The organism is Hymenobacter fodinae, from assembly GCF_004745825.1.
Taxonomy (GTDB): domain Bacteria; phylum Bacteroidota; class Bacteroidia; order Cytophagales; family Hymenobacteraceae; genus Hymenobacter; species Hymenobacter fodinae.
Genome location: NZ_SRLA01000007.1, coordinates 232,657 through 247,208, shown reverse-complemented (window position 1 = coordinate 247,208; position 14,552 = coordinate 232,657). Strand labels below are relative to the sequence as shown.

Here is a 14,552-nt window from a genome sequence, read left to right as displayed (position 1 = left end):
CCGTGGAAGTGTTCACGCGCTACCTGGCCCTTGAATTAGGGACGCGAAGTATTACGGTCAACGTAGTGGCTCCCGGCGCCATCTTTGGGGGTGGTGCCATGCAGGACACCCCCGAGATTCGGGAATATGTGGCCAGCATAACCGCCCTAGGTCGGGTAGGCCTGCCCGACGATATAGGCGGTGTAGTGGCCTTCCTCTGCAGCGAGGAAGCTAAGTGGGTGAATGGCCAGCGCCTTGAGCTAACGGGCGGCATGACTCTGTAGCCGCCGCAGAGTGGCCTAGGGCATTAGCCTTCCGAAAATACCCAACAAACGAGCCGGCATGCAGAAGATTAATCTCTGCATGCCGGCTCGTTTAGGTTTTACACAGTGTGGAAATAGAAGTGGGTTAAGGCTTGACCAATCGAGTTACCGACGACTGGCTGCCGGAAGTCACCCGGAGCAGGTACACGCCCGCCGGCAAGGAGCTTACCGGTAGGCGCTGCTGCTGAACGGAGGCCGCCTGCGGCACAGCTTGCGTGGTGAGCTTGCGGCCCTGCAGGTCGTACAGGCTGATTTCCAGAGCCTGGCCCTGCACGCCGCTTACTTCGATTGTCGCCTCATTTTCGGTTACGGGGTTACCCAGCACAGCCACCTGAAGCTTAGTGGCCGTGGTGGAGGCCGCCGTAGCCGCCGTGCTTAGCTGCGCCGAGCGGGCCGCAAGAGTAGCCGGCTCTACACCGTATACCAACTGGCCCTGGTAGTACACCGTGATGTGGTCGTTTTCGGCGAGGGGGCCGGCGGGGCGGTAGGAATAGTCGTTGGCCTCCTGGAAGCTCGACCAGTCGGCTTTGGTGATGCGGTACTGGATGTCACCCGTACGGCTTAGGGGGTAGAGCGTACCAGCAGTTGGCTGGAAGCCCAGCTCCAAGTAAGCCTCTGCCCCAGTGGCCGTAGCCTCCGCAAACTGCCCGGTGATGGACGCTGCGCCCAGCTTGGCGTAGTCCACGGTGTGATTGAGGGGTGCGGTGCCTTCGGGGCTGAACCAGTAGCGCACTTTCAGGTCTTCGTAGCGAAGGGGCTGATTGCCAGTATTGCTAAGGGAAAGCGTGATGCTGATGCTGTTGGTGCTGGTGTTCCGGTTGCGGTTAGCGGCCAGCACCTGCACCTTGGTTTCGGGGGTTGCTTCGGTGGGCTCGGTGCCCCATACGAGGCGGCCGTTGCGGTAGAGCGTGACGTGGTGGTTGAGCACGTAGGCAGAGGCGCTGCGGTAGGAATAATCGTCGCCTTCGTTAAGGTTGGCCCAGTCCTGGTTGGCCAGGCGTGACTGTACAACGCCCGAAGTACCGCCCGCCGCCAGCGTGCCCGCGGCCGGTGCAAAGGCATACTCCACATAGCCGTAGGCCCCGTTGCGCGGCTGCGCAAGGCGCACGTACTGGGTCTTGATCTGGCTGTTGCCCAACTGGGCGTAGTCAATCCAGGCGTTCAGGCCGGCGTCATTTTCGGCGGTGAGCCAGTAGCGGGCCGTCAGCTCGGCGTAGGCCACCGGTACCGGGCCTTCGTTGGCAATAGTGAGGTTGGGTTTGATGGTGTTGTTGGTGAGGCGGCCATTGTCGCCATCCTGGGTGCGGGCTTTCACCAGCAGGGGCGCTACGGTCAGGGACTGGCCTACGGGCTCGGCAGCTAGGAAACCCGCGTTGCCGGCCTGGGTGGCCGTAATAGTTGCGGTGCCGGCCCCCACCATGCGCACCGCGTCGCCGCTGATGACGGCTACTTTCTCATCGGAGCTGGTGTAGGTAACAGGCAGCCCCGAGCTAGCGGTGGCCGTCAGGGCAAAGTCGGCGTCGCCGAGCAGCTTGGCGGGCAGAGCGGCAAACGTGATGGTTTGCTTGGCCTTCATCAGATCGGCAATTTCCGACTTGCTAAGGGCGTAGTTGTACACGCGCAGTTCATCGAGGGCTCCCTTATAAGGGGCCGGGGAGTTGGCCGAAGATATGAATTCCAGCTCACCAATGTTGCCCACAATCAGGTCACTGGCCTCGCCGATGCCCAGGGCCTTGGTGGTCATTTCTTTCACCAGCACGCCGTTCAGGTACACCTGGATCTTTTTGGTCGCCACGTCGCGCAGGGCTACCACGTGCACCCACTCGCCGGTGAAGAAGGGCGCGCCGCCAATCTGCAGCTCGTCCTTGTTCTTATCGTCGTCAATAGCAAAGCGGAATTGCTTGTTCTTGAACTCGATGTTGAAACGCTTGCCGGTAGCGCCGGTGGTGGCACTGCGAGTGATGGAACCCTTGCAGAGCAGGTAGGCGCTGGTGCTGTTGTCCTGGGGCAGTTGGGCCGTGGTGGCCTTCATCCAGAACGACAAGGAGAAAGAGCTTTGATCGAGGTAGAGCTGGTCTTGGTGCGGGATGCTCACCACGTAGCGATTCACATCGGCCGAGGCAAAGTTGAGGGCGCCGTTTACTTTACCGGCCACCCGAATGCTTTGGTCGTCGTCATCGAGGCCGAGCACGCCGTGGTTAGCGTAAGTTGATTGGTCGGTAATCTGGGTGCCGTCGGCGGCGGTTTCATCGAAGCCCCAGTAGCCTACGAGTTGGGGCGTGATGCTGCCCGCCGTTCTAAACGACCAGACGGCGCCGTCGGCGGTGCCTTTGGCGTTGGTGGCATCCACGCGCCAGTAGTAGGTTGTGTTTTCCAATAAGTTAGGTACGGTCAGAGACGGCGCGGCCACGTAGGCCACTTCTTTCAGCTTAATCAGGTTCTCGGGTGAGGTGCCGAAGTACACGGTGTAGGAAGTAGTGTTGGTGCTGCCCGTCCATTTTAGGGTCAGAGCATTGGCAACCAGCTCCGCATACTGAAACCCGTTGGCGGGCGTAGGCGTACCGGCCACCACAGGTGCTGAGGGCAAAGCGGGCGTTTTCACCGATGCCACTGAGCTATACGTGGAGCTTTCCCCGTTTGTCACGGCCAGCAGGCGGTAGTAATAGGTCCTGTTGGGCACCAGCCCCTGGTCGGTGTAGGTGGTGGCATTGGCGGCGGGCTGGGCAATGGCGGTGTAGGCCACTCCATCCTCGGAACGCTCTAGCACGAAGTGGCTTTCGTTGGGCGAGTTGTCGGCCCAGGTCAGCGTAACCTCGCTGGTGGGCGCGGGCAGCTCGGTGGTTTTGGCTGCGAGCTGCACGTTGGTCGGTGGCTTTACGAAGTCGGGCGCCGGTGTTTTGATTAGGGAGTTGACGTACACCTCCACGTTGAGGTAAGCCGGCGCGGCGGTGCTGTAGGCCACGGCATCGGCGGCGTTGTGCTTGTTGAGGCCGTGCGCATCTTCCCAGGCATCGGGAATTCCATCTTTGTCTGAGTCCAGGGGCGCGGGCGCATTAAATACGTCGCCCAGGCCGCCATTGGCAAAGGGCAAATCCGTTTCAGTATACACATACAGGCCCTTGGTACCGCGGGAGCGAACCTCGTCCACCATGAGACCATCCACCTGGTCGCGGCGGGGGTAGGTAGCGCCCACGCTGTCAATCACCTGCTGGTAGGCCTGGGCGGCGGTAAGCTTGGGCGCGGCGGCTGGGTAGGCAAAGGGCTGAGCCTTGAAGGCCTCCCCGGTGATGCCGGGGTAGCCCACCGAGTCGAAGGGCACCAGGGTGCCGTCGAGCACGCCGTTGCGGTTGTTATCGAAGTAGTTGCCCGAGCCGTGCACATTGAAGGTGCCCGTGCCGCGCGAGAAAGGCGTGGTTTTCTCGGGTGGGGTAAGCGGGCCGCCCACGAAGTAGTTGTTGATAATATTGACTTCCGACACACCCGAGGAGCCGCCCATAATATAGGCGTCGCCCGACCAGCCGTAATTCAGCTGGTCGCCCAGGCGGTTGCCGTTGCCCCAGTTGTACACCACGTTGTTTACAAACTCGTTCACCCCCTTCACCTTGGGGTTGCGGGTTTTGTTGCTGATGTAGAGGTTCCCCAGCAGACTCACCTTGCCTCCATCAGGCGTCTGAATCAGGCCGCCCGCCGAGTGGTTGACCTTGTGCAGGCCCTGCCCGATGATGGAGTTCTGCACCGTGATGTTGTCGGGTGCCGTGCCTTTGCCGTCCCAGTTGATGGAGAATACCTCGTCCATGCCCCAGGAAAACGACATGTGGTCGAGGATGATATTGGCGCCGTTGGCCAGGCCCGAGGCGTCGTTGCCCTGGTTGCCGGTGGCCCCCAACCGCACCCGCAGAAACCGGCAGATGCTGTTGTTGGAGCCCGTAAAGGTGATACGCTTATTGAATACCACAATGCCGTCGCCGGGAGCCGTTTGGCCCGCTACGGTCACGTTGGGCGCCACCTGCACGTTGCTTTGCAGGTTGATGATGCCGCCCACGGCAAACACCACTATGCGGCCCGGCTGACTCACGGCATCGCGCAGGGAGCCGGGGCCGCTGTCGTTGAGGTTGGTCACGGTGTACACGGTGGGGTTAGCCACGCCGCGGGCCCCTGAAGCAAAGCGCCCGAAGCCGCCCGCGCCGGGGAAAGCCAGCGTCTGGGCCTGGGCGGGCAGGGCCAGCGCGGCCGCCAGCAGCGTAGCCGCGCCCGTTAGCCTTCTGACCATAGTAGTCATGTGCATAGAAAGTGGGTTTTTGGTGGAAAGGAATACTCAGAAAGCGCGCGGGAAGGCCGCCGGAGCAGGCAAACGCCGGTTCCTTCACCCTGACAAGCAGGCCTAGCGGCAACAAGTACTAGGTGTGCGGGGAAGCGGTAGAAGTCAGGTGCCTTTCGGCGAGGAAACGCGGGAAGTAGTGCCGGGGCCGTTGCCCTCCACCACCAGCTGCTGGAGGTATTCTTCCAGGTTGGTGTAGCCGTCGTAGTCGGCATCGTGGTTGCGGTCGGTGGCGTCGCGGGGGTTCAGGCCGTAGCGCTGCTCCCAAGCGTCGGGCATGCCGTCCTGGTCGGTGTCGAGGGGCGCTAGGCCACCCTGCACCTCGCCGGGGCCGCGCATGGGCGCCTCGTTTTCATCCTGGATGATCTGGCCCAGCTTGCCCAGGGAGGTCAGCTCCTGCAGCAGGCGCGTGTCTACGGCGTCGCGGTGCCGGGAGGCGCCGGCGTGCTGCACCACGTAGGCGTAGGCCTGTTGGGCCGTCAGGGCGGTGGTGGCCGGGTAGGCGAAGGGCGTGGCCTGCCAGCTGACTACCCCGTAGCCTGCCGGCAGAATGGGCGCCCCATCGAGCTTGCCATTGCGGGTGCTGTCCTGAAAGTTGCCCTGGGCGTAGATGCTGAAGTTGGCGTTGCCGCGGGTGAAGGGCTGGCTGGCCTTACCTGGCCCTTGTATGAAGTAGTTGTCCATAACGTTGGCCTGGGACTTGCGCTCGGAGTCGCCCTGAATGTAGGCGCCAGCCTCCCAGTTGTACACCACATTGTTTATGAACTGATTCACACCTTTCACCTTCACGTTGCGGGTGTGGTTATCAATGTAAAGGCAGCGCAGAATGCTGGTCCCGCCCTCCGACTGAATCAGGCCGCCCGCCGAGTGCGGGTGCAGGCCCTGGGCCACGATGGAGTTCTGCAGCGTCACGTTGCGGGCCTCGTTGGTCACGGAGAAGTTCTCATCCTGCCCCCACGACACCGACACGTGGTCAAAAATCAGGTCGTGACCCGCGGCAATGGTCACCGCATCTTTGCCCGGGCTGCCCCCGTGCCCCATCCGAAAGCGCAGATAGCGCACTACTGTGTTGTTAGCATTGGTGAAAGACACGGCGTCGCCGTACACCACAATGCCGTCGCCGGGCGCGGTCTGGCCCGCTAAGTGCAGGTTTTCCGCAATCGTTAGCGGGCTTGTCAGCCGAATGACACCCCCCACATCAAACACTATGGTGCGGCCCGGCTGACTTACGGCGTCTCGCAGGGAACCAGCCTCAGTATCAGTTAGCGTAGTAACATGGTACACGGCCCCGCCGCGCCCGCCGGTAGCAAACCGCCCAAAGCCTTCCGCCGTGGGAAAGGCCAGCGTTTGCGCGGCCACGGGAGTAGCCATTAACAGGCCTAGCGCCGCAATTACCCTAGCAACAGCGCGGCGCCCCTGATGGTAAGTACATGTTTTCATAGAGCATGGGCTGGTGGGAAGAGCGCGGGCGGGGACGATATCTATAGGCATGGCGCAACAGATTGCGCAGGCAAGGCACTATTAATGATATTCCTTTCAATAGCTTGATAACTACCCAATACTACCTTTCCACCAGGCCATAACTCTCCTGCACTATCCTGAAATCCAAATAAATAGAAGTCGTGCTATTGACTAGCAGTCAAGCTCTAGTTCACCATCCTCAGCTGAAGCGGGACTATAAGTGGCTGGCTGGTCCAGACTGGCCTAGGCGGAATGTCTTATCAAACTTGCCGAGATATCTCGCTCGGCTGACGTTGCCACCCTACCTATCATGCTTCATCTGGCGTCCGCTTGTCGAAGCATGACATTGTCTGGAAACAACGACCACCAAACTCCTCAAGTATGCAAGGAAACGAGCGGCTAGTCGCCAGCTGATACTCTTGCTAGGCCGCATGCTCTCACCGCTTCCCCTGCGTGGGCTGACGCCAGGTATCGGTGCGGAAAGGAGTGGCAGGAAGGCCGGCTGAGTTGAACAGGTTGGGCATAGGCGACTTACGCCAGCCAAAGCGCACGGCCACCGGCTGCTTCACATCGTCGCTCCATACGACTACCGTGTTGCCCTCCACGCGGGCCTGAGCAGGATGAAACACGCTGTCGGCACCCGCGATGATAAACTCCCGCAGAGAACCATCCGCAGCTTTCAGGCCCGCGGCGTGGTCGAAGGCCAGGCAGGCTTTGCCATTTTCCACTTTCATGGACTGGTAGACTGGCCCGGAGGTTTCCAGCTTGCTTTGGCCGTACTCGTTGTGCAGAGCCCAAAGGGCCAGGCGGTGGCCTACGGTCTGCTTGTTGCGGGGGTGAATGTCGAGGGAGTCGCCCACGTCGGTGGTCACGACCATGCCCGTGTGCGGAACCTGCTGCCAGGAAAGCAGTTGCGCTTCCCGGATTTCTGGGTTCTGCCCCTTGTGCGGGGCAATCTGCACGAAGTAGAAGGGCAGGTTAGGCTGCTGCCAATCCTGACGCCAGTTGGCAATCATGGTCGGAAAGAGGGTGCGGTACTGGTAGGCCCGCTCCGCGTTGCTCTCACCCTGGTACCAAATAACGCCCTTAAGCGTGTAGGGCTCTAGGCCACGTATCATGCCGTTGTAGAGCTTGGCGGGCGACTTATTGCTGGTGGCGCTCAGCGGCTCCGCGGGCTTGGGGCGCGTGGTCTGGGGATTGGCCTGCTTCTCCTGCTTCCAGGCGGCCAGTTCGGCCTCGTAGGCCGGCCTACGGGTCAGGCCCTCGGCGTACCGCGTCAGGATGGGGCTCAGCTCCGGGTTCTGCTCCAGCACCTCCCGCCGCGTCCACGACTCAGCCGGGGTGCCGCCCCAGGAGGAGTGAATCAGCCCCACCGGTACCCCCGTTTTCTCGTGAATCTCCTGCCCGAAGAAGTATCCCACGGCCGAGAAGCCGCCGACCGTTTGGGGCGAGCAGACCACCCAGCTGCCCTGCACGTCGCGCTGGGGCGCATCGGCCACATTTTGCGCCACCGTGAACATCCGGATAGCGGGGTAGTTGGCCTTGGGTACAACTTCTGCCTCGTTTACTACCCCCGTCATCCACTTAGAAGCGCCCTTGGCCACGGGAAACGCCATGTTCGATTGGCCCGAGCACAGCCACACTTCTCCCAGCAATACATTCTTGATGGTCACCTGATTATTTCCCTGCACTGTGATGGTGTAGGGTCCGCCGGCCTTGCTAGTGGGCACCCGCACGAGCCAGTTGCCCTGCGCATCGGCGGTGGTCTTTACGGGCTGCTTCGTCCAGCTGGCTTTCACCGCCACGGCCTCCCCCGGCGACGCCCAGCCCCAGAGTGCCACGGTAGTTTTTTGCTGGAGCACCATGTTGTCCGTCATCAAGGCCGGCAGGGTAACATCGGCACAGGCGCAGTGGCCCAGGAAAAGCAGGAGACTAGCAAGGATACGGCGCATACGAAAGGCTAGGTGATTTTGAAGACGAAGGAGGAGGCGGTCATGTACTTGCCACCTTGGGAGGCGCCGAACAGGTACTCGGGCTTGCTGTTGCGCATGAGCAGCTGGGGGCGCTCCAGGCGGCCGTAGCGCTTGAGCTTGGGCGGGGCGGGAGGCTCCTGCACGCCGTAGTCGCGGAGGGGGAGAAAGGCGATTTTGGGATAGGTCCACTCTTTCCCGTCCTTGGATTCGAGGTAGAGACCTACCTCCTGGCTGTACACCCCCATGTCGCGAGCTAGCAGGTGAAACTTGCCCTGCTGCTCCCACACGTAGGCATCCTCGAACTGCTTGTTGTTGCCCAGACGGGAGAAGTCAATGACGGGGTTGCCGGCGTACTTCACGTAGGGGCCCTCTAGGCGGTCGGCAATGGCTAGGCCATACTTGCGGTTGCCCCGGATGACGGGGTCCTTGGAGGTCACGTAGTCCTGGGTGTTCCAGGATTTGTAGTAGAGCCAGTATTTGCCTTCGTGCTTCACGAAGGCTGGGTTGGTGGTGCAGTGGTCGTCCCAGGCGCCCGTTTCGCCGGGCAGCAGCAGGGGCTGATCGGGGCGGGTCCAGGGGCCTTCGAGATGGTCGGCGGTAGCCAGGCCGATGCGCTTGGTGTTGGTCTTGCCATTGGAGGTGCCCATGAAAAATAGGCAATACTTGCCATCCACCAGCTGAATGTGGGGGTTGTGGCAAGTAGTGGCATCCCAGAAGCCGGGACCACGCGGAGCCAGCACGGTTTCCTGGTACACGAAAGGCCCTTCCGGCGTATCGGCCACGGCGCGGGCTATTTCGCAGCTGTTCAGCCAGCCCCCCATGCCCTTAGCCGCCGGCCAGCGCGAGTAAAACACGTGCACCCGTCCATCGGGGCCGTAAATTGGGCTGTTGCACCACACGTAGTAGCCTTCCTGCTCCAGCAGGCGGCCCACGGGCTTCAGATGCTTGCTGAACTTGGCGAAATCAGCTTTAGGAAAATCCAGCAAGCGCCCCGCCGCAAAGCCTGCGGCGGCTCGGGCCAGTGGCGCTAGGGTAAGGGTAGCCAGGAAAGCGCGGCGAGAAAGCATGGATAGCGGAGAAGTAGTGAGTTACGTTACTGCACCTTAGCGGCGGCTACGCCCGTTGAAACCGGCGTTAGGGTAACGGGTCCAATCAGCCCTGACTCTTTGAGCTCCCACTTTTCGGCGGTGAACAGCCCCTGCTCATTGCGGTTTTCTTTGAGCTTGGCGGCCATGTTGATGTTGTAGAATTTCTTCCACTCCACGTGGTTGCGGTCCATGTCGATGATACGGTTCGCCATGCTATTACTCACGCTCACGGTTAGGCTGTTAGAGGCCTTCAGCTGATCCTGGGGGATGAACACTTGGTACACCGGCCCGATGAGGGTGCCAAGCTCCTTACCATTGAGCTGCACGCGGGCACTTTCGGCCACGCGGCCTAGGTTCAGCATCCAGCCCTCTCCCCCACCCGTCGGCTTGGCAAAGGAAACAGTGTACGCGGCCGTGCCCGAAAACTTCTTGACGGCCTCGCCACTGAGCGAAGTCCAGGAGCCGAGCTGGGCGGTTTGCACAGGGGCCGGCAGTTCGGGCCCACCCGAAACGAACCGGATGTTCCAGGTTCCCTGCACGGGCTGGGCGGCTCCGTTGGCTTTCAGGTAGGCGTAGGCGGGGCCGGTTTGGGCGGTTTCGCTGGTTTGCAACACGCACGACTCGCCGGGGGCCAACTGCACGTATACCTCAGGGGTGCCGGCAGCAGCCGTACGCATCTGAGCCAGGCCAAGCCTCTCGGTCATGGGGTTAAAAAGGGCCACTGACTTAGCCGCCGTTTGCAGGGGCACCCAAGTTTCCACGGGCTTGTCGCCCCAGTTGGCCACAAAGTACACGTGACCTTTGCCCTGGCGGCGGCGCACGAACTCCAGACCACTATCCACCATGGTTTCACGCTTGAGCCCGGTGGAGGTAAGCAGCTGATCTACATCCTTGCCCACCAGCACCCGCCCTTTGCCTAGCGGAGCCTGCTGCACCCCGGCTAGGCCACTGGGCTTAAATTTCAGCTGCGCCAGCCGCTTCTTAAACGCGGCCCGCCGGGTTTCCACCTGGCCTAGGCCAGGTACATCACTAGGCAGTTGGTCTTGAAACACGATGGTCGCGCCATTCTGGGCGAGCTTTAGCAGCTGTTCCCAAGTAGCCAGCGGCATCAGTTTGGCAACCGGCACCAATATAGTTTGGTAGGCCACTCCCCCACCCGTTTGCAGCGTTTTGCCCGTTGACTTCACTTGCAAAAGCTGCTTGTCGGAAATGAAATCGAAGCCGTAGCCGCGCTTGAGCAGCGTCTCGCCGGTGGCGCCCACCGGCATGCCCTTAAAGCCGTGGTCAATGCCATCGAAGTGCTGGAGCAGCACCTTGCCGGGCCGGGCGTAGGCGTCGTACATGGGTAGGTACACCAGCACATCATTGGCAGGCTCTCCGGCCTGCAAAAAGCTCTGGCAGTGCGCCACGTAGCGGTTCAACTGCCCAAAATCCTGCCAGAAGGAGTTATTCGGGTTGAAGTGCACGGCCGCGTAAAACAGCCACCCCGGCCAGGCCGCGGCCTGGGGCGAGTAGTTGGTGCCGTGGTAGAAGGTATGGTTGATGCCGCCCAGCAGCATGCGGTCTATAGCCTTCTTTACGTCGGAGAGCTTAGAGAGGAAGTGGTCGTTTTCCCAGGTTGCCGACTCCGACGACGCGAGCTTTTTGCCCGTTACGTGGGCCGCTGAAGAGGCAAATTTCAGGCGCAGCAGGTCCTCGCCTTCCGTCTCGGGAATGTCCGTGACGGCGTACAGATCCAGGATGTTGGCCGGGGAGCCGTGGGCCTGGTTGCGAATCAGAGCGCCGTAAGTTTTGGCCCAAGTGCTCCAGGTTTGGGTGTAGTTTTCCAGCAGCAGTTCCGAGATAGTCTCGCGGTAGTCGCTGAGCACGCGCTGGTGCTGCTCGTTTTCGGCCTCCTTGCTGAAGAGGGCCGGCAGGTGCTGGCGCAGGTCGTAGCCGTGGCGCTTCTGGAATTCGGTAAACATCTGCGGGGTCCAGTTGGCCTCGCCCTGGGCATCGTCTACCTCATAAGAGTCGTTGAAGAAAGCCCGGATGGGCTGCACGTTGCGACCCTTAAACGCTTCGTCGAAGCGCTGCAGGTAGTGTTGGGTGGCCGTTTTGGAGAAGTGGTCAATCACGTCGCCTTCTCCGCCGGGGCCGGCGCGCTCCACCTGCTTGCCGTGCCACCCCTCAAATACGGCGTACAGCGTCCAGTTGCCGCTGGGGGCCGTCCAGGTCAGCTTGCCATTGGCGTCTACCTTGCTGGTCAGGTCCAGGGTCTGTCCTTTGTCGGAGTAGGCCACTAGCGCCTGCAGGGGCAGCGGCTTCTCGAAGCGCACCTGATCGAAGGCATGCAGCTGCAAATCGGGGTTCTTCGCGACGGGCTGCACCATCTGCTTGAAGTCCATGGGCTGGCCTACGGCCTTCATAATGGGCTTCTGGATAAAGCTCACGGCTTCCATGAGCTGCTCGCCGCCTTTTACCGCGTAGGTCTGGTAGGCCACATACTTGCAGGCGTCTTCCGGCGTCACCCACGGCCCGCCAAACGGCCAGCCCGAGGCTTGGGCCATATCCACGCCCAGGCCTAGCCGGCCGGCTTCCGTGAGCGTGTGCTGGAGCATGTCCATCCAGCGCGGCGTCAGAAATGGAATAAACTGACTTTCTGTGCCCTTCACACCATAAATTGGGGTAATCTCCACTCCGCCCAAACCGGCTTGCTGATACTGGGTAAGCAGACGCGTCAGGTCTTGCTCATTCACGGCGCTGCCCTCCCACCACCAGCGCGTCCAGGGTTTGGCTTGCTGCGTGATTTCCGGCCAGCGCAGCGCCTGGGCTGAAGCGGGAGACTGGCCTAGCGCGGCACTGATCAGTAGGGAAAGGGCAAGGGTGGATTTCATAGCGTGGGCAAGGGCAGTGGAAGGAAGCTGGGAACCTGGGCTACCTACTGGATGCTGGTTAATTTTTGGCGGTGGTCTTGGCGGCGGGCGCGTCCTGCAGTTTCATCAACTCCGTGCCGGCGAGCAGGAAGCAGCCGAGACCATAGTCCTCAAAGTCAGGCTTGCTGGTGTAGCTCACGGGCTGCCCGTCCTTGGGCTCCTTGCCGGTGCCCTGCACGTAGCCCAGGAAACCATCTTTGTGCACGCACTCCTTCTGCATAGAGTTCCAGGCCTTGGTGATGATGGGCTGGTACTGCTTTTTATCCAGGAGGCCGTGGTTGATGCCCCAGGCCATGCCGTAGGTAAACAGGACCGTACCCGTCAGCTCTTTACCGCCGAAGTGGGTGGGGTCGTGCAGGCTCACGTTCCAGTAGCCATCGGGGCGCTGCAGGGGCGGCAGGGCCTTCATCATGCTCAGGTACATATGCTCGTACTCCTCGCGGTGCGGGGCACCCTTAGGCATAATCTCCAGCACGCGCACCATGGCGGCTACCACCCAGCCGTTGCCCCGAGACCAGTAGCAGTCCTCGCCGTTGGGCTCCTTATAGGGTGGCACGAAGTCTTTGTCGCGCCACCACAATTGGTCCTGGGGGTTGTAGAGGCCCTTGCCGCCGTGCTGGGTTTTTGAGTAGGTATAGATGCGGTACATCTTGCCGTAGTAGGCCGTGTCCTGGGTCAGGACGCCCAGCTTGGCGTAGATGGGCATGGCCATCTGCAGGGCATCAATCCACCACCAGTCGTCTACCTGGGGGCTGCTGACCATCAAATCGATGCTGGCCTTGATGTCGCGCAGGCGCTCGGGCTGCGGGTCAATTTCGTAGAGGGCCAGGTAAGTCTGGCCGGCGCACTGGTTGTCGGCGTTGCGGGTTTCGACGCCGCGGTTCAGGCCCCACTTATGCTTCTGGCCCCAGTCTACGGCGTAGTCGTAGTAGCGCTGCTGCTTGTCCACGCCGTAGAGTGCCATCAGGCCCTCGTAGTATACGGCGCGCGTCCAGATGTTGCTGGGGCGGGCCTTGTTGGTCACGATTTCCTTGCCCGTATCCGGCCACTTCTTCATGAAGTAGTCGTTAGCGCGGGTCATCGTTTTGAGGATAACCTTTTTCTTGGGCAATTGCTGGGCCAGGGCCGGCAGCGTAAGCAGGGGCAGTAGGCAGGCCGTCAGGATAGGTTTGAGCATGGGGCGGAAGTAGGAGGCGTCTTGGTTTGTAACTGATTCGTCTAGCGGAGCGAATACTTCATCAGACGGGCTTGCTGTCGGTTTCAGGAGGCCGATTTCGCTATTTCCACGGCGTAGACCTGGCTTTCGCCTTCAAAGTTGGCCCGGAAGATCAGCCATTTGCCGTCGGGCGAGAAGTGCACGTTGGGCTCCAGGTGGTAGTTGTGCTTGGCCAGGTTTACCAGCTTCTCGGCCTGGAATTTATCCCCATCAGGTCGGAACAGGTAAATCCACTGCCCATTGGGGGAGTGGGCCACGGACGTAGGGTAGCCACCGTCGCCGGCAAACACCTTTTGGTCCGGCGAAATCGTGTAGTGCACCGACCACTCGTCGCGCTGCAGCTCGTACTTTTTTTCCTGACCCGTTTTCAGGTCGGTGCCCGTCACGAAGAACGTAGCCCCGCGAGGCATTTGGTGGTCAAACCAGATGGTTTTGCCATCGGGCGCAAACCACTCGTGCCCGAAGATTTCGCGGTCTAAGGTGCGCTGGTGCACTTTCCGCACCTGCTTGCTCTGGGTGTCGATAGTCCAGATGCGGTCCACCAGCTCCCAGGGCCCCTCGTGGCAGAACATGAGCAGGTTGGGGTCGGTGGGCGAAAACTGCACGTGGTTCAGCCAGGCCGTGTCGGTGAAGAGCTTGGTGAGTTTACCGCCCTGGGCACTTACGGTGAATAGCGTACGCGGCAGCTTCGAGTCGTAGATACGCCGGAAGTAATCTTTCTTCTCGGGGTACTGGCGGGATATTTCCTTCTCAGCATCGGAGGCCCAGGCCCCACCCAGCTGGGTTTCGTCGGCGTTGAGCGTGGTGATGCTGGCCCGAAAGTCCTGGGGAAACACGTATACCAGCCGGGTTTTGCGGGTGTCCACGTGGGTGGCGTATACTGAGTCGCCGGTCTGGTAGAACACCTCCCGGCGCTTCGGGGCCACAATCTCTCCCCCCACCTGTTTGAAGTAGCGCGTCAGCGGCATCACCTCCCGGGTTTTCAAATCGATGGTGCGCAGCTGCTTGCCCTGGGCATCGGAATGGTAGAACACCATTCGCTCCCCGGCCCCACCCTTGCCAGCCAGGAAGGGGCGGTTATGGAAGTAGAAGCTGTTGTTGCTGCCATCCCGGGGCGTTAGGCGCACTACCCGATGGCCCGTGTCCTGGTCGATCCACTCGGCAGCCGGCATGGGCGTCTGCGCACCGGTTACCAGCTTGGTTTGGGCTTGCGCGCGCATCGGCAAGAGGCCTAGGCCGCTCACGGCTAGTAATAGGGGCAGTTGTTTCATGGGTGGGA

The 14,552-nt window shown here is 61.1% G+C and carries 8 protein-coding genes; 1 reads left to right on the top strand and 7 read right to left on the bottom strand.

What is annotated here, in order from left to right; translation table 11 throughout:
• Positions 1–263, top strand: a 263-nt coding sequence (locus EU556_RS24945) for an SDR family NAD(P)-dependent oxidoreductase (RefSeq protein WP_135436970.1), incomplete at its 5' end; no start/stop codon positions are given.
• Between the two features lie 124 nt (positions 264–387).
• Here EU556_RS24945 and EU556_RS24940 read toward each other — a convergent pair.
• The 7 genes from EU556_RS24940 to EU556_RS24910 form a co-directional block, all read right to left on the bottom strand.
• Positions 388–4,587, bottom strand: coding sequence for a cellulose binding domain-containing protein (locus EU556_RS24940; RefSeq protein ID WP_135436969.1), 4,200 nt, complete (start codon positions 4,585–4,587; stop codon positions 388–390).
• A 138-nt stretch (positions 4,588–4,725) separates the two neighbouring features.
• Positions 4,726–6,060 (bottom strand): pectate lyase family protein, encoded by a 1,335-nt coding sequence (locus EU556_RS24935; protein ID WP_210116375.1) that lies wholly within the window; start codon positions 6,058–6,060, stop codon positions 4,726–4,728.
• 458 nt (positions 6,061–6,518) lie between these two features.
• Positions 6,519–8,033 (bottom strand): sialate O-acetylesterase, encoded by a 1,515-nt coding sequence (locus EU556_RS24930; protein WP_135436968.1) that lies wholly within the window; start codon positions 8,031–8,033, stop codon positions 6,519–6,521.
• An 8-nt stretch (positions 8,034–8,041) separates the two neighbouring features.
• Positions 8,042–9,121, bottom strand: coding sequence for a glycoside hydrolase family protein (locus EU556_RS24925; RefSeq protein ID WP_135436967.1), 1,080 nt, complete (start codon positions 9,119–9,121; stop codon positions 8,042–8,044).
• 26 nt (positions 9,122–9,147) lie between these two features.
• Positions 9,148–12,018, bottom strand: a complete 2,871-nt coding sequence (locus tag EU556_RS24920) for a glycosyl hydrolase (protein WP_135436966.1) — start codon at positions 12,016–12,018, stop codon at positions 9,148–9,150.
• A 58-nt stretch (positions 12,019–12,076) separates the two neighbouring features.
• Positions 12,077–13,234 (bottom strand): glycoside hydrolase family 88/105 protein, encoded by a 1,158-nt coding sequence (locus EU556_RS24915; protein WP_135436965.1) that lies wholly within the window; start codon positions 13,232–13,234, stop codon positions 12,077–12,079.
• Positions 13,235–13,317: 83 nt separating this feature from the next.
• Positions 13,318–14,544: an oligogalacturonate lyase family protein gene (locus tag EU556_RS24910; protein WP_135436964.1), complete on the bottom strand. Its 1,227-nt coding sequence runs from the start codon at positions 14,542–14,544 to the stop codon at positions 13,318–13,320.
• Positions 14,545–14,552: the final 8 nt, after the last annotated feature.

What these genes read in the sequence shown, in the direction of transcription:
- EU556_RS24940 (WP_135436969.1), bottom strand. Translation starts at nt 4,587, where the DNA reads ATGCACATGACTACTATGGTCAGAAGGCTAACGGGCGCGGCTACGCTG.
- EU556_RS24935 (WP_210116375.1), bottom strand. Translation starts at nt 6,060, where the DNA reads ATGAAAACATGTACTTACCATCAGGGGCGCCGCGCTGTTGCTAGGGTA.
- EU556_RS24930 (WP_135436968.1), bottom strand. Translation starts at nt 8,033, where the DNA reads ATGCGCCGTATCCTTGCTAGTCTCCTGCTTTTCCTGGGCCACTGCGCC.
- EU556_RS24925 (WP_135436967.1), bottom strand. Translation starts at nt 9,121, where the DNA reads ATGCTTTCTCGCCGCGCTTTCCTGGCTACCCTTACCCTAGCGCCACTG.
- EU556_RS24920 (WP_135436966.1), bottom strand. Translation starts at nt 12,018, where the DNA reads ATGAAATCCACCCTTGCCCTTTCCCTACTGATCAGTGCCGCGCTAGGC.
- EU556_RS24915 (WP_135436965.1), bottom strand. Translation starts at nt 13,234, where the DNA reads ATGCTCAAACCTATCCTGACGGCCTGCCTACTGCCCCTGCTTACGCTG.
- EU556_RS24910 (WP_135436964.1), bottom strand. Translation starts at nt 14,544, where the DNA reads ATGAAACAACTGCCCCTATTACTAGCCGTGAGCGGCCTAGGCCTCTTG.